Raw genomic sequence first — 20,245 nt, 5'->3', positions numbered from 1 at the left:
TCATCGGTCGTCACGTCGTCGTACCTGAGCACGCAATCCGTCCTACTGCCGATGGAGTAGTCCCCTTAGGGAACTCCGCCCGTAGTCGTCCCCAGGGTGGACGCGGGTCAGCCCCCGGCCGTCCTCCCCACGGGGGACGGCCCGCGGGCACCGAGGCCCGAAGGGCAACGGCCGTACGGGGGACAGGACGTGCCCATCCGCACGGCGCCTTGACCACCCCGTTCCCGCTGCCAAGAATGAGCCCCCGCTGACCCGCCGTCCACCACCCCGGCCCCGGGCACCGCCGTACGCACGAGGTCCGCCCGCCGCCTCCGCACCCCGCACGGCGACAGCGGCGACACCACCCCTCCCGGAGGTCTCCCCCCATGGCACGGACCCGGCGTCCGCACCTTCCGCGCTGCGCGGTCGCGGTGACGGCACTCGCCCTGATCGCCGGCGGGTTCGCCGCCCCGCCCACCACCGCGGCGCCGGCCCCGCCCGCGCAGCACCCGACCGACCTGGTGAACCCGTTCATCGGCACCACCAACGAGGGCAACACCTACCCCGGCGCCGCCGTGCCCTTCGGCATGGTCCAACTCTCCCCCGACACCGGCCACAACACCGGCTACGACCACGCCGACACCCACATCCGCGGCTTCTCCACCGTGCACCTGTCCGGAGTGGGTTGCCGCATCGGGGGCGACCTGCCGGTCCTGCCGACCACCGGAGACGTCACCGAGACGGACAACGCCAAGTACGCCGTCCCCTTCGACCACGCCGACGAGCGCGCCACTCCCGGCTACTACCGGGCCGACCTCGGCAGCGGCATCCGCGCCGAACTCACCGCCACCGCCCGCACCGGCGTCCAGCGCTACACCTTCCCCGCCACGGCCAAGGCCAACGTCCTGCTCAACGCCGGTCAGGCACTGCACCGCAACCGTGCCAGCGAGGTCGCGATCCTGGACGACCGCACCGTCCGCACCAGCATCACGGGCAGCGGCTTCTGCCAGGCCACCGAGCCGTACACGGTCCACACCCTCACCCGCTTCGACCGCCCCTTCACCGCCCACGGCACCTGGCGCGGCGGCACCGTCACCGACGGCACGACCACCGCGACCGCCACCACCGGTCGCAGCGGTGCCTGGCTCCGCTTCGACACCCGGGGCGACCGCACCGTCGAGGCCACCACCGCCCTGTCCTACGTGGACGCCCCGGGAGCCGCCCGCAACCTGCGCGCCGAGGGCGGCCGTTCCTTCGACCGCGTGCGCCGCGCCGCGCGCGCCGCCTGGGAGGACCGCCTCGACGACGTGCGCGTCCACGGCGGCGACCCCGAGGCGCGCCGGACGTTCTACTCCTCGCTCTACCGGTCCTTCCTGGCGCCGAACCTCGGCAGCGACACCGACGGCCGCTACCGCGGCTGGGACCAACGGGTCCACCGGGCGAAGGGCTTCACCTACTACCAGAACTGGTCCCTGTGGGACACCTACCGCACCCAGGCGCAGCTCCTCGCCCTCCTCGCGCCCCGCGAGTCACGGGACATGGCCCGCTCGGTCCTCCAGATCGGCAAGGACAGCGGATGGCTGCCCAAATGGGGCTACGGAACGGTCGAGACGAACATCATGACCGGCGACCCGGTCACCCCGTTCCTCACCAACGCCTACCAACAGGGCCTCCTGGGGGGCCACGAGGAGGAGACGTACCGGGCGTTGAAACGCAACGCCGACGGCGTACCGCCCGCCGACTCCCCGGCGGTCGGCAGGGAGGCCAACGCCGCCTACCTGGAACACGGGTACGCCCCCTACCTGCACGGCCGCCCGCACGCCAAGCCCGGTGACTCGGACTTCGACCACGGCGCCTCCGCCACCCTGGAGTACGCCCTCGCCGACGCCGCCCTCGCCGAGATGGCCCGCGACCTCGGCCACCACGAGGACGCCCGCCGCTACGCCGCCCGCTCCCGCGCCTACCGCACCCTGCTCGACCCCGCCACCGGCTTCTTCCGCGCCCGCGACGGCGCCGGAGCCTTCACCGGACCCGCCGACCCGGCCCACAGCGTCGGCTTCCACGAAGGCACCTCCTGGCAGTACCAGTGGCTCGTCCCGCAGGACCTGCCCGGCCTGATCGACCTCCTCGGCGGGCGCGACCGGACCAACGCCCGCCTCGACACCTTCTTCGCCTACGACCAACTGCTCGCCGACCCCGCCCGCACCGCCCGCGAGGTGTGGGTCAACGGGCCGTACGCCTACTACCACGCCGACCGCTACAACCCGCAGAACGAACCCGACCTCATTGCCCCCTACACCTACCTCGCCACCGGTCGGCCCTGGCAGACCACCGACGTGGTGCACGCGGCACTCACCCTGTTCACCGACGAGCCCACCGGAATGACCGGCAACGACGACCTCGGTACGATGTCCGCCTGGCACGTCCTGTCCGCCCTCGGCATCTACCCGGTGCGCCCGGGCACCGACGTGTGGGGCCTGTCCACCCCGCTGTTCCCGCGCGTCGACCTCACCCTCGACCGCCGCCACTACCCGAAGGGCGGCTTCCGCATCCGGGCGCCCGGCGTCACCCCCGACCGGCGATACATCCGCGCGGCCACGCTGGACGGCACGCCCCACCCGCACACCCATCTGACCACCGACACCCTCCGCGGAGCGCGCGACCTGTCGTTCACGGTCGGCGACGCGCCCTCCACCTGGGGCACCGGGAAGGACGCCGCGCCGCCGCCGCTGGACCCGGGCGACGCCCGCCGCTGAGCCGGCTGGCGGGCCGTCGCCTCCCGGACGGGGGGACTTCCCGCGCTGCCGCCCGTGTACGGGGTGACCGTGCTTGACCGGGGTGGACCGCGGCGATTGACTGCGTACTCCCGTCTCCCACGCGAGAGCAGAGCATGGGCACCGACCCGTTGGCACCCCTCGACCTGGCCTTCTGGAACATGGAGTCGGCCCGGCACCCCATGCACATGGGCGCCCTCGGCGTCTTCACGGAGGGCGCCCCCGGCGCCGCCCGGCACGCGGCGGAACTGCTCGCCACCCGCGCCGCGGCCGTCCCCGGACTGCGGATGCGGATCCGGGACGTGACCGTTCCCCTCGGCGGAGCCGCACGGGAACCGTCCGCCCGCTTCGACCCGGCGGAACACGTCCGCCTCGCCGACCCCGTGTCCGACTTCCACCCGGCCGCCGGACACGCCATGGGCCGGCCCCTCGACCGGACGAAGCCGCCGTGGGAGGCCCTGGTCCTCCCCGCCGCCGAGGACGACTCCTCCTTCGCCGTGCTCTTCAAGTTCCACCACGCACTCGCCGACGGGATGCGCGCCCTGACCCTCGCCGCCGGGATGATGGACCCCACCGCCACCGAGGAACGCCCGCCCCGGGCCACCGGTCCCGGACCGCGCCGCGCGCCCGCGGCCGGAGCGACACCGCTGGCCGAGCGCCTGCGGGGCGCCGCCGCCGAGCTGACCCGCGCCCTGGACATCGGCGCCGCCGTCGCCCGTGCCACCTGGGACGTGCGCTCCTCTCCCGCGCTCACCTCCCGCCCCACCGGAACCCGCCGGACGGCCGGGGTGCTCCTCGACCTCGACGACGTCCACCGCATCCGCAAGACCTCCGGCGGCACCGTCAACGACGTGGTGCTCGCCCTCGTCGCAGGGGCCCTGCGGCGCTGGCTCGACGGCCGTGGCGACGGCGACGACCGGGTACGGCCACGGGCGCTGGTCCCCGTCTCGCGGCGCCGCTCCCGCACCGGGCACCCCCACGGCAACCGACTCTCCGGCTACCTGCTGCGGCTGCCGGTCGACGAAGGCGACCCGCTGGCCCGGTTGCGGGCCGTGCGCACCGCCATGGACCGCAACAAGGAGGCGGGCCCCCAGCGGGGAGCCGGAGCCGTGGCGCTACTGGCCGACCACCTGCCCGCACTCGGCCACCGGGTCAGCGGGCCCGTCGTCGCGCAGGCCGCCCGGCTCCTCTTCGACATCCTCGTCACCAGCGTGCCGCTGCCCAGCCTCGGCCTCCGCCTCGGAGGCTGCCCCCTCACGGAGGTCTACCCGCTCGCCCCCCTCGCCCACGGCCAGTCCGTCGCGGTCGCCGTCTCCACCTACCGGGGCGGGGTGCACATCGGGCTCGTCGCCGACGCCCTCGCCGTCACCGACCTGGACGTCCTCGCCGCCGCCTTCGGCGCCGAACTCTCGGCCCTGCGCGAGGCCACCGCGGTCTGAGCGGTCGCTCCGGCCCTGCTCGGGCCCCGCTCCGGCCCCGAGCACGGGGCCACGGTTTGGCGTGCGGGCGGGCCCCTCCCGTAAAGTTCCGCTTTCGGACAACCACCCACCCCGGCCCGGCGGACCCCCGGGCCGGGGCGGCACGAGCGGCACGAGGAACGGCATGACGGCGACAGAGGACCTCCCCATCTACGGTCCGGGCATCGACCCGGAACGGCTCGCCGTGTGCCTGAGCGTGCTCGAAGAGCTCGACGAGTTGGACGTCGACCACCCCGACGCGATCACCGTGCGCCGGGCCACCGCCGGCATCTACCGCACCGTGAAGCAGCGCCGCCGCCAGGAGCGCAGGGCCGCGAAGACCGCCCACGACAAGACGGTCACCGAGGCCACCGCCACGGGCTCCGCCGAGCGCATCGACGACGAGACCCAGGGCATCCTGCCCTCCGGCAGCGCCTCCGGCGAGCTCGCCGGGATACTCCAGCGCCCCCGGTCCTGCTACACCTGCAAGGCCCGCTACGTCGAGGTCGACGCGTTCTACCACCAGCTCTGCCGCGACTGCGCCGCCACCAACCGGGCCAAGCGCGACGCGGGCACCGATCTGACCGGCAAGCGGGCCCTGCTCACCGGCGGACGCGCCAAGATCGGCATGTACATCGCCCTGCGGTTGCTCCGGGACGGTGCCCACACCACCGTCACCACCCGGTTCCCCAACGACGCGATCCGCCGCTTCAAGGCCATGCCCGACAGCGACGACTGGATGCACCGACTCAAGATCGTCGGCATCGACCTGCGCGACCCCGCCCAGGTGGTGGCCCTCGCCGACTCGGTGAGCGCAGCGGGCCCCCTCGACATCCTGGTCAACAACGCCGCCCAGACGGTCCGCCGCTCCCCGCGCGCCTACGGCGAACTGCTCGCCGCCGAGTCGGCGCCGCTGCCGGCGGGCGAACTGCCCGCCGCCGAGATCATCGGCGGGTTCGGGTCGGGAGCCGTGGCCGCGCTGCCCGCCGCCCGTGAAGGCGGGCTGTCCGCGCAGGACGTCACCGAGCTGGCCCTGGTCTCCGGCTCGGCGTCCCTGGAGCGCATCGCCGCGGGGACCGCGATCGACGCGGGCGGGCTCGTCCCCGACCTGCACGCCAGCAACAGCTGGGTGCAGACCGTCGACGAGGTGGACCCCGTGGAGCTGCTGGAGGTCCAACTCTGCAACTCCACCGCGCCGTTCATCCTGATCAGCAGGTTGCGCTCGGCGATGACCGCAGCCGTGGCGGGTGGCGCGCGTCGTGCCTACATCGTCAACGTGTCGGCGATGGAGGGCGTCTTCAACCGCGGCTACAAGGGCGCCGGGCACCCGCACACCAACATGGCCAAGGCCGCGCTCAACATGCTCACCCGCACCAGCGCCGAGGAGATGTTCGAGCAGGACCGCATCCTGATGACGGCCGTCGACACCGGCTGGATCACCGACGAGCGTCCGCACCCGGACAAGGTCCGGCTCGCCGAAGCCGGGTTCCACGCGCCCCTGGACCTCGTGGACGGCGCGGCACGGGTGTACGACCCCATCGTGCGCGGCGAGGCGGGCGAGGACCTGTACGGGGTCTTCATGAAGGACTACGCGCCGGGCAAGTGGTGAGCGCGCCGCGGCACTCCTGACCCTCCGGTCCCGGTCGCCGCACCACACACCCCGTCTCACCCGGACGGCCCAGCTGCCCGCACCCCCCTGGGGTGCGGGCAGCTGTTCGTCGACCCGTGGTGCGGGAGGGCGGCGTCGCCGCTGGTGGGCGAAGGTCGGCCGCCCGCCCGCGGATCATGGCCGGATGACGTCCACACCCCCCTGAGACGCCCCTATTTGTTACCGGCCCTATAGAGCAGCTGCCCGCTCAGATGGTTAGGCTGTAGCGGACGGACAGCACCAAGGGGTTCGTACCCGTACCCATGGTCCGTCCCGGGGCGAACCACTCACACGGTCCGCTCCTCAGCGAGTTGCCGGCGCCACCGCGTCCGAACTGCCTCAAGCCATGCCCGACCGGCCGCCGGGCGCCCGCTGACAGCGTGGAGCCAGCCGACCCGGAGGGTGACCCGACACAGAAGGAGTGCGCGGTGACACCAGAGAAGACCACCAGCGACCAACCCCCGGAACCCGCTGAGCGGGCCCCCCGCCGAGGGCCCGACACGCTCGGCAGCCTGGAGGTGTGGTCCCGTTCGGCGCCGATCAGGCTCGCCGGGTACGAGGACGACCTCGCCGAGCCGCACATCCTGCCCAGCGTCGACTGACGCGCACCCGCGGCAACCGCACCGGAGCCGGGCACCTCACTGCCGGGACCGTCCGACGGCGCAGACCGCCGTCGGACGGCCGCCCCCGGGTCAGGCCGCGCGGGTCGGCGGCAGGAAGTCCCTGACGTAACTGCGGGTCCAGCAGGCCCCCGTCTCCCGCAGCTCCCGGCCCGAAGCGAACGCGTAGCGGAACAGCCGGGCCCGGACGTGGCGCGGCGGGGCGTCCGGCGGGAACGGGGAGTGCCGCAGCAGCCGCAGGGTGTCCGGGTCGCCCGTCAACAGCCGTTCCACCAGGGCGCCGAACCACGGGTGGGCGTACGCGGGGGAGAGGGCGGCGAACCACATCAGCCAGTCCAGCCGCAGGTGGTACGGAGCGAACTGGCGGGGCCAGCGCCGAACGTCCCCCGGCTTGCCCCGGAACTCGTACGCCAGCCAGGTGCCGTCCGCCCGGGGCACCGGATCGGGGGAGCCCTCGATGACGATCTCGTACCGCACCCGGCTCACGCTGCCGAACGCACCGTAGCTGTTGACCAGGTGCAACGGGTCGAACGAGCGGTTCATGACCTGCCGCCGGGACACCAGGTTGCGCACCGGACGGTAGCTGCGCACCAGGACCAGGGCCGTCACGGCGCACACCACGACCACGTACCAGAGCGGGCCGCTCGCCGCGGCGGGGGCCGTCGTGGGCACCGACAGCGCCGAGGGGTCCAGTACCGAGACCGCCAGCGCGATCGTCAGCCAGTTGAGCCAGGCGAAGTTCCCCGAGAGGACCAGCCACAGCTGGGAGACGACCATCGCGACCGCCGCCCAGCCCGCCACCGGCTGCGGGGCGAACAGGAACACCGGCACCACGAGCTGCGTCAGATGGTTCGCCGCCGCCTCCACCCGGTGCAACGGTCGGGGCAGCCGGTGGAAGAACCAGCTCAGCGGGCCCGGCATCGGCTGCGTCTCGTGGTGGTGGAACAGACAGGTCAGCCGCCGCCAGCACGCGTCGCCCCGCAGCTTGATCAGCCCCGCACCGAACTCCACCCGGAACAGCACCCAGCGCAGCAGGAACAGCACGAGGACCGGGGGCGCCACCTCGTCGTTGCCCAGGAACACCGCGAGGAACCCCGTCTCCAGCAGCAACGACTCCCAGCCGAACCCGTACCAGGTCTGCCCGACGTTCACCACCGACAGGTACATCACCCAGGGCACCGCCCACAGCAGCATCGCCGCCCACAACGGCAGCAGCCCGTCCACCCCCGCCACCAGCGCCAGGGACACCGCGCAGCCGGCCCACGCCCACAGCGCGTAGAACCGGTCCGAGTAGTACAGCTGGAACACGCTCGGGGCCCGCCGCGCCGGGGTCCGCGCCACGTACCGACGCACCGGGAGCATCCCCCGGTCGCCGAGCAGCGCACGGAACTGACGGGCCGCACCGAGGAAGGCGAACAGGTACACCACGGCCAGCATGCGCTGGAAGACCAGCCGGGCCAGCCCGTAGTCGGGTTCCGTGAACCACTGCACCCCTCCATTGTGGAGTCCGTCACTCCCGGCGGGCCGGTGGAGCACGGAGAATCCCCCGACAAGTCGAACATCCGGACAAGTGGTGGCAAGGTGGGCCCATGGTTGAGCGGGGAGCGAGAGACCCGTCACTCCCGGACGACTGGCCCGCCGAGCCGGCAGCGATCCTGTCGTCCAACCGCATGGGCAGCTTCGACTGGGACCTCGACACCGGACGGATGCACCTCGACCCGGCGGCCTGCGTACTCTTCGCCCAGGACCCCGACGAGTTCGACGGTCGTCCCGGAACGCTGTCCGCGCGGGTGCCCCCGGTCGACGCGCAACGACTGGACTCCCGGGGCGCCCAGGCCATGAAGAAGGGCAGCGACGGCTACGCCGGCTACTTCCGGGTCCGCCACCGCGACGACACCCTGCGCTGGACCCACATCCAGGCCCACATCCGGCGGGACGGCACCGGACGGCCCCGCCGGATCGTCGGCATCGTCCGGGACGCCACCCTGGAGCTCAGCGACGGCCCCACCCGCACCCCCCGACCGACCGCCCGCCCCGGTCGCGGCGCCAGCGTCGTGCAGCTCGCGACCGACGCCCTCGCCCACGCCCGTACCGTCCAAGACGTCATCGACGCCCTCAAGGACTCCCGGGGCCTCACCCACCTCGGCGCCACCAGCCTGGTCCTCGGGCTGGTCGAGGCCGGCCGCATCCGGCTGGTCGCCGAGGGCCCCGCCGGGAGCTTCGTGCCCGGCACCCGGGTCACCCGCGTCGACGAGCCCTACCCGATGAGCGAGGTCGTGCGCACCCTCGCCCCGCGCTTCATCGAGTCGCCGGAGGAGTTCGCCGAGTCGTACCCCGTCCTGTGGCCGCACCTCACCGACCTGGAGATCACCTCGGCCGCCTATCTGCCGCTGATCGCGCAGGCCAGGCCGATCGGCGCACTCGGACTGCTCTACCACGACCGGTACGGCTTCTCCGAGGAGGAACGGGACGTGCTGGTCGCCCTCGGCAGCAGCATCGCCCAGGGCCTGCGCCGGGCGATGTTCTACGAACAGGAGAAGGACCTCGCGACCGGCCTCCAGCGCGCGATGCTGCCGCGGACCATCCCGGCCGTGCCCGGCGCCGACGTCGCCGTGCGCTACCGTTCCGCCTCCCTGGGCCGGGACGTCGGCGGCGACTGGTACGACGTGATCCCGCTGCCCGGCGGCCGGGTCGGCGCCGTCATCGGGGACGTCCAGGGACACGACACGCACGCGGCGGCCGTCATGGGCCAACTGCGGATCGTGCTGCGCGCCTACGCGGCCGAGGGACACACCCCGGCCACCGTCATGGCCCGCGCCTCCGCCTTCCTCGACGAACTCGACACCGAGCGCTTCGCCACCTGCCTGTACGCCGAGGTCGACCTGTCCACCGGGGTGGTGCGGCTGGTGCGCGCCGGCCACCTCGACCCGCTGATCAGGCACACCGACGGCACCTGCCGACGGCTGCCCGTCGAGGGCGGGCTGCCGCTGGGACTCTCCGCCGAGTTCGGGCGCCTCGACTACCCGGTCACCACCGCGGAACTCGACCCGGGCCAGACCCTCGTCCTGTGCACCGACGGCCTGGTGGAAACCCCCGGCACCGACCTGGACGACGGCCTGATGGCCCTGACCGCCCTGGTGGAGGAGGGCCCCCGGGACATCCAGCGGCTCGCCGACCGGCTCTGCGGCACCGCCCACGAACGCGGCGGCGACGACGACGTGGCGCTGTTGCTGCTGCGCCGCCTCGGGGTCGGCGCCCCGCAGTCCGCTGGCCGCCTCCAGCAGCGGGTGCAGCCGGGGGACCCCGAGGGGCTGCGCGGGGCGCGCCGGATGATCCGGTCCGCAGTCGGTGCGTGGGGCGCGGGGAACCGGGCCGACGACATCGAACTCGTCGCCGACGAGATGATCACCAATGCGCTGATCCACACCGAAGGCCCCGCGATCGTCACCCTCCGTGTGCTCGCTGACGCGCAGCGCCGCTTCCGGGTCGAGGTCGAGGACCCCTCCAGCGCGCTGCCCCGACGCCGGGAGGCCGGGGACGAGGGGGTCTCCGGCCGCGGGCTGCTGCTGGTCGACCGACTCGCCGACACCTGGGGCGTGGAGTCCCGCGGCACCGGCAAGTGCGTGTGGACCGAGTTCGCCGTCGCCCCCCGCCCGGCGCCCGACTGACCCGGTGCCCGGTGCCCGGTGCCCGGCTGACCCGGTGCTCGACCGGCCCGGCGCCGCCGCTCCGCCGTGCCGCCTCGGACGGGCGAGCCACCGCCCCGCGTGTGACGCTGAAGCCATGCCCGAGCTGCCAGAGGTCGAAGCCCTCAGGGACTTCCTCACCGACAACCTGGTCGGCCACGAGATCGTCCGCGTCCTCCCCGTCGCCGTGCACGTCCTGAAGACCTACGACCCGCCGCTCTCCGCGCTGGAAGGACGCACCGTGCACGCGGTGCGGCGGCACGGCAAGTTCCTGGACCTCGCCACCGAGGGCGGCCCCCACCTGGTGACGCACCTCGCCCGCGCGGGCTGGCTGCACTGGCGCGACCGGCTCCCCGACGGACCGCCCCGGCCGGGCAAGGGCCCCCTCGCCCTGCGCGTCGCCCTGGAGACCGGCCAGGGCTTCGACCTCACCGAGGCCGGCACCCAGAAACGGCTCGCCGTCCACGTGGTGGACGACCCGGAGCAGGTCCCCGGCATCGCCCGGCTCGGCCCCGACCCGCTCGCCGACTTCTTCGACGAGCCGGCCTTCGCCGCGCTGCTCGCCGGGGAGCGACGCCAGCTCAAGGGCGCCCTGCGCGACCAGAGCCTGATCGCCGGCATCGGCAACGCCTACAGCGACGAGATCCTGCACGTGGCGAAGATGTCCCCGTACAAGCTCGCCGCCTCGCTCACCGACGAGGAGACCGCGCTGCTGTACGCCGCGGTGCGCAGCACGTTGAGCGAAGCGGTCGAGCGGTCCCGCGGGGTGGCGGCGGGACACCTGAAGGCCGAGAAGAAGAGCGGACTGCGGGTGCACGGCAGGACGGGTGAACCGTGCCCGGTCTGCGGCGACACCATCCGCGAGGTGTCCTTCCGTGACTCCTCGCTCCAGTACTGCCCCACCTGCCAGACCGGCGGCAAACCGCTGGCGGACCGTCGGACGTCCCGCTTCCTCAAGTAGTCCCACCGAGCCGCGCCCCGGGGCCTGCCCTGCTCGGGGTGGCCCCGGGGCGTACGCCCCCGGGCGGATGCCCAGGTGAACGGGCGTCCCTATGATCGGGCCATGACCACCGCCCCGATCCGCGCCCCGTGGGCCCGGCGCCCGCCAGCGGCCGTCGGGGAAGCCCTGGCCTGGTGCGCCGCGCTGGCCTACCCCGTGGTGCTGCACTTCGCCGTGGTGAGCGAACCCGAGCCCACCGGGCTGCGGTTGCTGCCGCTGCTCGCGTGCGCCGTGCTGCCCGCGGCCCTGGTCTGGCGCCGGCCGCTGCCCGCGCTGGTCCTGGTCCTCACCGCCTCGTTCCTCGCGACCACGACGGCGGCTTCCCGGGCGGCGACGGCGATGACGGCTTGGGCCTGGGCGCCGACGCCGGTGTGGCAACTCGGCTACCTCCAGGCACTGCTGGCGGACCTCGTCGTCGCCTGGATCGTGGCCACCCGCCCCGGAGTGCTCCGCATGCTGCTGACCGCCGGGCCCACCTTCGCCGCGCAGGCCGTCGGCGCCTCGTACTACCGCTCCGGCTCCGACGCCTACGTCTCCACCCTCGCGTTCCTGGCGCTCGCGCTCACCGTCGCGTGCACGGTCGGCCACCTGGTCCACGAGCGCCGCCGGCACGCCGAGTCGGACCGGAGCCGCACCGCGGAACTCGCGGTCAGCGCCGAACGGTTGCGCATCGCCCGGGAACTCCACGACATGGTCGCCCACAGCATCGGCGCCATCGCCATCCAGGCCGGGGTGGGCCGCCGGGTCATCGACAGCCGCCCCACCGACGCCAGGGACGCGCTGACCGCCATCGAATCGACCAGCCGCGAGACCCTCGCCGGTCTGCGGCACATGCTCGGGGCGCTCCGCCAGGCCGACCCCGAGGGACCACCACGGGCACCCGCGCCCACCCTCGCGGACCTCGACCGACTGGTCGCCCACGCACAGGACGCCGGAGTGCGGGTCGACCTCGTGCACTCCGGTGAACAGCGCCCGTTGTCCGCCGATGTGGAACTGGCGGCCTTCCGCATCGTCCAGGAAGCGCTCACCAACGTGATCCGGCACGCGGCCGTGCCCGAGTGCCGGGTGTCCGTCGACTACGGCGACGGGGCACTGACCGTCACGGTCACCGACGACGGCCGGGGCACCGCCGGAGAGCCGGGCAGGGGTTACGGCCTCACCGGCATGCGGGAGCGCGCGACCCTGCTGCGCGGCAGGTGCACGGCCGGACCCCGCCCCGGCGGCGGCTTCCGGGTGACGGCCTGGCTGCCCGTACCCGTGGGCGTCCGGTGATCGGCTCCGGAGAGGGGCCGCCCCGCACGGAAGCGGAGTGGCCGGCGCCGGACGTCACGGTGCTCCTCGTGGACGACCAGCCCCTGGTGCGCGCCGGGTTGCGGGTGCTCATCGCGGACAGCGCCGGACTGACGGTCGTGGGGGAGGCGGCCTGCGGCGCGGACGCCGTCCGACTCGCCGCCGACCTGCGTCCGGACGTGATCGTGATGGACATCAGGATGCCCGGCATGGACGGCATCGAAGCCACCGGTGCGATCATCCGCGGACCCGGCGCCGCCCGGGTCCTGATCCTCACCACCTTCGACGACGACGCCTACGTGTACGGCGCCCTGCGCGCCGGGGCGAGCGGATTCCTCGTCAAGGACATGGACCTGGACGAGATCCTGACGGCCATCCGCGTGGTGGCGGGCGGCGAGGCGCTGCTCGCGCCCCGGGTCACCCGCCGTCTCATCGAGGAGTTCGCGGCGCGCCCCGAGCCGGCACCGCCCCTTCCGGCGGCCCGTGGGATCACCGAGCGGGAACGGGAGGTGCTCACCCTGGTCGGTGGCGGCCTGTCCAACCACGAGATCGCCGACCGGCTGGTGATCAGTCCCGCCACCGCCAAGGCCCACGTGGGCCGGCTGTTCACCAAGTTGGGCGCGCGTGACCGGGTGCAGCTCGTCATCATGGCGTACGAGTACGGTCTGGTGTCACCGTCCCGGTGAGGGCCGCTCACCCCGCACGGGTCACGGTCACCAGTCGTGTCCCGTCCCCGTCGCGGATCTCGAACCGTGCGATGTCCGCACGGTGCAGCCCGGTGCCGCCCCGGAGGTCGGCGGCCGACCTGCCGTGGTGGGGGACCGTCCAGGTCAGCACGGTCTGAGTGGTGCCGTCCCGGCCCACGGCGACGAGTTCGCAGGCGGCCGGCCCGGGCACCCGCGCCGGGGCCAGCGCCACCTCGGTGCCCCAGGCCCGGTCGACGAGCGTCAGCCGGGCCCGCACCCCGGTCGTCGGGTGGCTGGCCTGCCAGGTCCGGGCCACCGGCGCTGCGGGTGCCGGGGTGCGCCGGGCCGGCTCGGTGAGCGCGTACGCCCCCACGGGTGCCGTGACGATCAGTGCCGCGACGATCGACGCCAGCCGTAGCCGTCGGCCCCGGGCCCGGCCGCGCAGGGCGGCCACCTCGTCCAGGAGCCGGACGAGCAGGGCGCCCGTGGGGCGTTCCAGCGGCGGCTGCGCGCGGGGGCGCGGCCCTGCGTAGGGCGCCAGCAGCGCGGCCAGGCGGGCGAAGTCGCCGAGCAGCAGCGTGCAGGGGATGCAGTGGGCGAGGTGGTCCTCGACGTGGAGGGCGTCTGCGGGTTCCAGGGCGTCGAGCGCGTAGGCGGCGACGTCCCGGTGCCGCTGCTGCGGGCTCATGGGGGTCCTCGGGATCGAAGGCGGGGCCGTCCTCGGATACGGAACGGCCGCCGCGTTCGCTCAAGGAGCCGCGCCGTTCGTGTGCCGAGGGGCGCACGCACGGCGGGTCGGACGCGTGGTCAGAACAGGTGGATGGCCAGATGGCCGAGGGGGACACCGAGTTGCCAGGCGGGGGTCCAGACCTGATCGCTCTCGTCGACCGACAGTTCGCTCCGTCGCCAGGCCAGCCCCGTGTCGAGGTCCGGGGCGAGGAGTTCGGTGTGCTCCAGCCAACGCCAGGCGGCCTCGGCGAGACGGAGGTCGGGGTTGGTGCGGCGTCGTGCGCGTTCCTCGGCGGCGAGGCTCGCCAGACGTTCGCGCACCCACTCCTGCCAGGGGTGGCCGTAGGCAGTCAGCGAGAGCCATTCGTCGAACTGCGAGACGACGCGGATGCCCGACAGTTCGTCGTTGAGGTCCGAGAGGTAGGCGGTGAGGGCGAGCGTCTGGCGTCCGGCTCGGAACTCCAACGTGCTGGCCGGGACGAGGTCGCCGGTGCGGAGCACTTCGTCGGCGATGTACTCGGCGTACAACCAGGCCATGGGGATCACGAGTTCGTCGCCACTCGTGCCGTTCGTCTTGTCGGGCAGCACCGTTCCACCTTTTCTTGGACCTCGGCGAGCTCACGGACCCCGCGCCGATTCCGGCGAGGGGCCCGCACCGCGAGACACGCTGTCGGGTCCGGCTTCACTCACGTTGACTCTGTGCTTTCGCGGGTGGCCTGCCGGGGTTCACCCGTCCCCGGGCGGCAGGCCACAGGTGTGACGCACGGGGCGGGGAGCCCCGACGTCCGGTCGGCCGAGCCCTCACATTACGGCCGTCGGTGGCGGAATGTGATGGTGAAGCGTGAACCTCCTGGGCCGGCGGACGTCACCGGGCCCGGTCAACTGCTGCCGGGGCGGGGCCTTCAGAGGCCCTTTCAGCTGCCCGCAACCGTCCCGGAGGGCGCAGATGGGCCTTCCCGTCGCATCCGACGCACGGGAACGACCCATTCCGCTACGGAGCGTCGCGTTACCGGCACGTGCGGGGGTTGAAGCGCGAACCATCGTCACGCACCGAGAGGGTGGTGCGTGAAACGTGAGATGCGTCACATGGACGCCTTTCGGTGTGCCGTGGCGACCGCGCGGCCCCGCGAGGAGCGGGGCCGCGCGGTGGACGGAAGGGTCACCTCGGTGGGTGTGACCCGTCGCGACCGTCCCGATCGGCTCGCGACTCCCGCTCCGCCGCCTCGGCGACCTGCTTGATGCGCGCCAGCCGCCGGTCCCAGTCGGCGGCGAGCGAGGCCATCCACTGCGCCGTCGCGTCGAGCGCCGCGGGTCGCACCGTGTAGCGCACCTCGCGCCCGATGCGGCCACCCCTCACCAGTCCGGCGGTGTCCAGGACCGCGAGGTGTTTGACCACGGCCTGGCGTGACACGGGAAGGTGTCCGGCGAGCGTCGTCGCGGTGGCCTCGCCCTCGGCGGCGAGCAGTTCGAGCAGTCGGCGCCGCGTGGGGTCGGCCAGAGCGGTGAGGACGGTGTCGACCGCCTCGACGGCGCCGCGGGGTCCGTCGGTCACGCGGCGGGCTGTTCGGCGCGCGTCTTGAGCGCGTCGAGTTCCTGGGGCCAGCCGACGCTGTTGTCGCTGACCGCCCGGCCGCGCAGTTCCTCGGACCCGGCCAGTGCCGCGAACCCGCTCTCGACCACGCGCAGCCGCGTCTTGTCGCCCTCGGGTGTCAGCGTGAACTCCACGAGGGTGCTGTTGTCCTCGCGCAGTTCTGCCCCGGGGAACGCGCTGGCCCAGCGGTAGGCCAGGTAGGTCGGCGGCTCGACCTTCTCCACGCGCACCGGGAAGTCGCCGTACTCCGGGTTCTTCGTCAGCACCTCCTCGCCTTCCCTGGCCACGGTGCCGGGCAGGCTCGCCTTGTCGGCCACCCAGAAACCGGGCTCGGCCACCAGCGACCAGACCCGCTCCAGGGGTGCCTCGATCAGGGTTTCGCGTTCGATCCGGTCCTGGCTCATGAGGGACTCCTTCATGGTCGGCATTAGTGCAACTTCAGAGTTGCACATTGACCTATTGGGCGCAACCTGGAAGTTGCACCTCGATCGGTTCGTGAGCGGGGACGGGTCCGCCTGTGGCCGTGTGGGGCTTGGGGGTGTGGCGGGTGGGTGGCTCCCCTGGGAGGGGGGGCGCTTCGCGCGTCCCATCGGGTGACCGGGCGGCGCGGTGAGTTGATGCCCGCTTTCATTGCTTATGAAGTCATATCGTCCGCACATACGAAGAATGTCGAGCGTGTGGAGCCCGGACCGTGATCCACGCACCCGCCTCCCCGCCCCGCGGCTCGGCAGACACGCGCAGCGACGGGAAACCGGTTCCATGACCTCGCACCACCCTCCGCGTCCCCTCCCTCCCGCCAGGACCCGGCACGCCCTCGCGGCCTGCACCGCCCTCCTGCTCGGCGCCACCGCCGCGGCCTGCGCAGACCCGGCGGAGGACCGCACCGCGGCGAGCCGCACCCCGGCCGCCTCGTCCGCGACCCCGGCCACCGGCGGCACCGCGCACCCGGCCGCGCCCGAGGCCAGCGCGAGCCCCCGCGGCGAACGCGGCTTCACCCTGGTCGCCACCGGGGACGTCCTCCCGCACGACTCGATCATCCGCAGGGCCAGGGCCGACGCGGTCGGCGAGGGATACGACTTCGCCCCCATGCTCGCCGGGGTCCGGCCGGTGATCTCCGGCGCCGACGTGGCCATCTGCCACATGGAGACGATCTACGGAGCGGACGGCGACTACACCGGCTACCCCGCCTTCAAGTCCCCGCCCGAGGTCGCCGCCGGACTCCGCGCCACCGGCTACGACTCCTGCTCCACCGCCTCCAACCACACCCTGGACGACGGTGTCGAAGGAGTCACCCGCACCCTCGACGCCCTCGACCGCGCCGGCGTCGAACACGCCGGATCGGCCCGGACCGAGCGCGAGGCGCGCACCCCCGCCTGGCTGACCGGGGGCACCGCGAAGGTCGCCCACCTCGCCTACACCTTCGGCACCAACGTCAACCCCCTGCCCGAGGACATGCAGTGGGCCGTCAACCCGATGGAGCCCGAACTGATCACCCGGGACGCGCGGGCCGCCCGGGCCGCCGGCGCCGACGTGGTCGTCGTCTCCCTGCACTGGGGCACCGAATGGCAGGAGGAACCCGACGAGGACCAACTCGCCGTGGGGGAGCAGCTCACCGCGCTGCGCACCGGCGACCGGCCCGACATCGACCTCATCATCGGCACCCACGCCCACGTCCCCCAGGCGTACGAGAAGGTCAACGGGACCTGGATCGTCTACGGCATGGGCGACCAGATCGCGGGCGACATGATGAACTACGACGGCGAGTGGGACGCCCGCGGCAACGAGGGCAGCATCGCCCGCTTCACCTTCCGGCCGCCCGTCCGCCCCGGCACCCGGTGGGAGGTCGACAAGGCCGAGTTCCTGCCCCAGTGGTTCGACACCGGACGGGGCCGCGTGGTGGACCTGACCACCTCCCGGGCCGCCGACGGCACGGAACCGGCCGAGGTGCGCGAGCGGGTACGCGAGACCGTGCTCAGTCGGGGCGCCGCCAAGGACGGTCTGACCATGGCACGTTGAGGCGGGCTCCGGCGGCGCCCGAAGTGCTCCGGCGCGCCATGGGGATCGGTGGCCGCGGCCCGGCGCGTCCCCGCACGCCGTGCCCACCGGAGCATGGCAGACTGCCTCCGGTTCCGGCCGAACGGCCCTTGCTCCCATCGGGTGCATTCGGACGGCGCTCCGGAAACGGTGAACCATCCGACGGGTGAGCCGTGCGACGGATTAGTCATGAAAGACGATCGGACGACACCCATGCGTCGGGCACTGCTCCGCGGTGCCGCGGCCCTCGGCGTGGCTGCCAGTGCGGGTTGCTTCGCGACCGACCCGGCGCGCACCTCCGGCCGGGCGGCCCCCGGGGCCGCCGCGACCGCCACGAGAGCCCCGGCCCCCGGAGCCCCGGCCATCGCCCCCTTGAAGCCCTCGGCCTACCGGCTCCAGCCGCTCACCGGCTACGGACCCCCGGCCCGGACCCGGGTGGTCGTCAAACCCGCAGTGCGTCGCGCCCCGATCCTGCAGATCGACAGCGGTGGGCGCCGCACCATGGTCCTCACCTTCGACGACGGGCCGGACCCCGCCTACACCCCCGACATCCTGCGGGTGCTGCGCGAACACCGCGTGCCCGCCGTCTTCTTCGTCTGCGGCGAACAGGTCCTGTGGAACAAGGGCCTGACCCGACGCATGGTCGACGAAGGGCACCTGGTCGGCAACCACACCTGGAGCCACCCGCTGTTGCCCTCGCTCTCCCGGAGCGCGATCCGCTCCGAGATGCGGCGCACCAGCGAGATCGTCGAGCGCACCGTCGGCACGGCCCCCGAGTGGTTCCGCGCACCGTACGGCGCGTGGAACCACTCGGTGTTCCAGATCGGTGCCGAACTCGGGATGGAACCCCTCGCCTGGAACATCGACACCCTCGACTGGGACACGCCCGGAACCGCCGCCATCACCCGGTCGGTCCGCCAGGGCGCGGGTCCCGGGGCGGTGGTCCTCTCCCACGACGCCGGCGGCGACCGCTCCCAGACGGTTCGGGCCCTGCGCACCTGGCTCCCCGAACTCCTGGCCGAGGGGTACGAGATGGTGCTGCCGGACCGCACGGCGGTGTGAGGCGCCGGCCGGCGAGGGGCGGGAGCGGGCCGCAGTTCCCGCCCCCGGCCGTTCGGGGCGGCCCGCTCAGCGGACGTCGATCATGCGGGCGAACACCACCACGTTCCCGTCGTAGCCGCCCTGCTGGGAGAATCCGCCACCGCAGGTGATCACCCGGACCTCGGGGTACCCGGTGTCCCCGTACACCTCGTCGCCGGGGAAGTTCTCCTTCTGGAAGACCTCGATCCCGTAGATCTCGAACACCGCGGTCTTGCCGTCGGCCCGGTGGATCTCCACCTTGTTCCCCTTGTCGAGCGCTCCGAGCCCGTAGAAGACGGCAGGTCCCCGGGTGTTGTCCACATGGCCGACCACGACCGCCGTGCCCTTCTCACCGGGGGACACCGCGCCCGAGAACCAGCCCGCCAGGTTGGGGTCCTCCGGGGGCGGCGCGTCCACCCAGCCCTGGGAGTCCAGCGCCACCGGCATCATCGGCGCGTCCACCCGGATCGCCGGGATGGTCACCCGCTCCGCGCGGGCGAACGGCAGCGCGTCCAACTCCTCGCCGTCCACCGGGGCGGGGGCCGGCCCGCGGCGGTCCGTCGCCGCCACGGGAGCCGGCTGCGGGGGACCCGTGTCGAACTCGCCCGACCCGTTCCGTATCAGGGCGAGACCGGTCAACAGCACGAGCGCTATCACCCCCCACGGTGCACGCTTCTTCGGCCGCTCGGCCTCGAACGGCTGGGACGCTGACATGGTCCATCCCCTCTCGACGCGACCCCCGGCCGGCCGTGTCGTCGGTGCGTACGAGCAAGCTAAGCGCGGTGCGCGCGGGCGGCGACGCGACAGGTGCGAACGGGTGGTGCCCCCGCGCCGCCGTGCGCCATCCGGGTCGGCCCCGTGCGGAAATTTCTGACAGTCCGTGACCTGCGGTGATGGCGCAACGCGCGGGGTGGTCGGGGACGTGCGCTCACCGGGACGGGCGAGCGTCGACATGCGGGCCCGCGCCCGCCCCCTGAGGGTCGGTCACGGAGGCGCTCTCGCCGACCGACCGGGAACCGTACCCCGGGGCGCCTGCCGCGGAGGATGTTCATGCGTAGTCTCCGAGCCCTGGTGGTCTCGGCCGCCTTGGTGGCCGCCGTCGGGGTCACCGCCCCCACCGCGACCGCCGGGAACGACCAGAACAACAACGGCAACAACAACGGCAACAACAACGGCAACAGCGATCAGATCGGTAACATCACCGCCCACCCGAGCGTGATCTCGGGGGGCGGACGCCTCACGGTCACGGTCGACGGACGCTCCTGCGGCAACGGCTTCGTCGAGTCACCCGCCTTCGAACGCACCCGGTTGACCGGCCTCGGCCGCGACGACCGGGACGGACGGGGCACCGCCACCGCCACCGTCACCGTCCACCGCTTCGCCTCGTCGGGTTCCCACGAGATCACGGCCGAGTGCGACGGTCGCCGGCACACCCGGCACCACGCCTTCACCGTCATCGGCGGGGTGCGCGGCGGCCTCGGCGGCAGCAGCGAGAGCGGCGCCACCCGCACCGACATGGCGATCGGCGGCGGTCTCGTCGCGGCGGCGGCCATCGGCGGCGGACTCTTCTGGATGCGCCGCCGCGCGGAGAACCGCACCTGACCGGCGGTCCGCCCGCCCCTCGGCACGCGCAGGGGACGGCCCTTCTCCCCGGACTCGACCGGTCCGGGG

At 73.4% G+C, this 20,245-nt stretch carries 17 protein-coding genes; 11 read left to right on the top strand and 6 right to left on the bottom strand.

Annotated elements, in window-relative coordinates:
- Positions 1–365: 365 nt before the first annotated feature.
- The 4 genes from ACFWIA_RS21630 (at position 366) to ACFWIA_RS21615 (ending at position 6,460) form a co-directional block, all read left to right on the top strand.
- Positions 366–2,735 (top strand): GH92 family glycosyl hydrolase, encoded by a 2,370-nt coding sequence (locus ACFWIA_RS21630; RefSeq protein WP_387007507.1) that lies wholly within the window; start codon positions 366–368, stop codon positions 2,733–2,735.
- 134 nt (positions 2,736–2,869) lie between these two features.
- Entirely contained in the window at positions 2,870–4,192 is a 1,323-nt protein-coding gene (locus tag ACFWIA_RS21625) for a wax ester/triacylglycerol synthase family O-acyltransferase (protein ID WP_387007505.1), read from the top strand.
- Between the two features lie 163 nt (positions 4,193–4,355).
- Entirely contained in the window at positions 4,356–5,819 is a 1,464-nt protein-coding gene (locus ACFWIA_RS21620) for an SDR family NAD(P)-dependent oxidoreductase (protein WP_387007503.1), read from the top strand.
- A gap of 467 nt (positions 5,820–6,286) precedes the next feature.
- Entirely contained in the window at positions 6,287–6,460 is a 174-nt protein-coding gene (locus ACFWIA_RS21615) for a hypothetical protein (protein WP_387007502.1), read from the top strand.
- A gap of 90 nt (positions 6,461–6,550) precedes the next feature.
- On the opposite strand, the gene ACFWIA_RS21610 is transcribed toward ACFWIA_RS21615, so the two are convergent.
- Positions 6,551–7,969 (bottom strand): lipase maturation factor family protein, encoded by a 1,419-nt coding sequence (locus ACFWIA_RS21610; RefSeq protein WP_387007500.1) that lies wholly within the window; start codon positions 7,967–7,969, stop codon positions 6,551–6,553.
- Between the two features lie 98 nt (positions 7,970–8,067).
- Between ACFWIA_RS21610 and ACFWIA_RS21605 the strand changes: the two genes are divergently transcribed.
- From ACFWIA_RS21605 to ACFWIA_RS21590, 4 genes are all read left to right on the top strand, one after another.
- Positions 8,068–10,146, top strand: a complete 2,079-nt coding sequence (locus ACFWIA_RS21605; protein WP_387007498.1) for a SpoIIE family protein phosphatase — start codon at positions 8,068–8,070, stop codon at positions 10,144–10,146.
- 115 nt (positions 10,147–10,261) lie between these two features.
- Positions 10,262–11,125 (top strand): Fpg/Nei family DNA glycosylase, encoded by an 864-nt coding sequence (locus ACFWIA_RS21600; protein WP_387007496.1) that lies wholly within the window; start codon positions 10,262–10,264, stop codon positions 11,123–11,125.
- A 102-nt stretch (positions 11,126–11,227) separates the two neighbouring features.
- Positions 11,228–12,436 (top strand): sensor histidine kinase, encoded by a 1,209-nt coding sequence (locus ACFWIA_RS21595; RefSeq protein WP_387007494.1) that lies wholly within the window; start codon positions 11,228–11,230, stop codon positions 12,434–12,436.
- A gap of 59 nt (positions 12,437–12,495) precedes the next feature.
- The gene (locus ACFWIA_RS21590; protein WP_387007606.1) at positions 12,496–13,140 is read left to right on the top strand and encodes a response regulator; all 645 of its coding nucleotides are present in this window, start codon (positions 12,496–12,498) and stop codon (positions 13,138–13,140) included.
- Between the two features lie 7 nt (positions 13,141–13,147).
- On the opposite strand, the gene ACFWIA_RS21585 is transcribed toward ACFWIA_RS21590, so the two are convergent.
- From ACFWIA_RS21585 to ACFWIA_RS21570, 4 genes are all read right to left on the bottom strand, one after another.
- Entirely contained in the window at positions 13,148–13,828 is a 681-nt protein-coding gene (locus ACFWIA_RS21585; RefSeq protein WP_387007492.1) for a hypothetical protein, read from the bottom strand.
- A 119-nt stretch (positions 13,829–13,947) separates the two neighbouring features.
- A complete protein-coding gene (locus ACFWIA_RS21580) occupies positions 13,948–14,406 on the bottom strand; it encodes a hypothetical protein (RefSeq protein WP_387007604.1) in 459 nt (152 codons plus the stop codon).
- Between the two features lie 622 nt (positions 14,407–15,028).
- The gene (locus ACFWIA_RS21575; protein WP_387007490.1) at positions 15,029–15,421 is read right to left on the bottom strand and encodes an ArsR/SmtB family transcription factor; all 393 of its coding nucleotides are present in this window, start codon (positions 15,419–15,421) and stop codon (positions 15,029–15,031) included.
- Complete coding sequence (locus ACFWIA_RS21570) at positions 15,418–15,864, bottom strand: SRPBCC domain-containing protein (RefSeq protein ID WP_387007488.1); 447 nt, start codon at positions 15,862–15,864, stop codon at positions 15,418–15,420. Before ACFWIA_RS21570 ends, ACFWIA_RS21575 begins: the two co-directional genes overlap by 4 nt.
- Before the next feature lie 355 nt (positions 15,865–16,219).
- Here ACFWIA_RS21570 and ACFWIA_RS21565 point away from each other — a divergent pair, with 355 nt between their 5' ends.
- Entirely contained in the window at positions 16,220–17,476 is a 1,257-nt protein-coding gene (locus ACFWIA_RS21565) for a CapA family protein (protein ID WP_387007486.1), read from the top strand.
- A 207-nt stretch (positions 17,477–17,683) separates the two neighbouring features.
- Complete coding sequence (locus ACFWIA_RS21560; RefSeq protein WP_387007485.1) at positions 17,684–18,556, top strand: polysaccharide deacetylase family protein; 873 nt, start codon at positions 17,684–17,686, stop codon at positions 18,554–18,556.
- A gap of 66 nt (positions 18,557–18,622) precedes the next feature.
- Here ACFWIA_RS21560 and ACFWIA_RS21555 read toward each other — a convergent pair whose 3' ends face one another.
- On the bottom strand, positions 18,623–19,288 hold the full coding sequence (locus ACFWIA_RS21555; RefSeq protein ID WP_387007483.1) for a class F sortase: 666 nt from the start codon (positions 19,286–19,288) through the stop codon (positions 18,623–18,625).
- A gap of 336 nt (positions 19,289–19,624) precedes the next feature.
- Between ACFWIA_RS21555 and ACFWIA_RS21550 the strand changes: the two genes are divergently transcribed.
- Complete coding sequence (locus ACFWIA_RS21550; protein WP_387007481.1) at positions 19,625–20,176, top strand: hypothetical protein; 552 nt, start codon at positions 19,625–19,627, stop codon at positions 20,174–20,176.
- Positions 20,177–20,245: the final 69 nt, after the last annotated feature.

Source organism: Streptomyces sp. NPDC127068, assembly GCF_042724695.1.
In the GTDB taxonomy this organism is placed as follows: domain Bacteria; phylum Actinomycetota; class Actinomycetes; order Streptomycetales; family Streptomycetaceae; genus Streptomyces.
The sequence above is the reverse complement of the archived record's forward strand: the minus strand, read 5'-3'. Positions and strand labels throughout refer to the sequence as shown.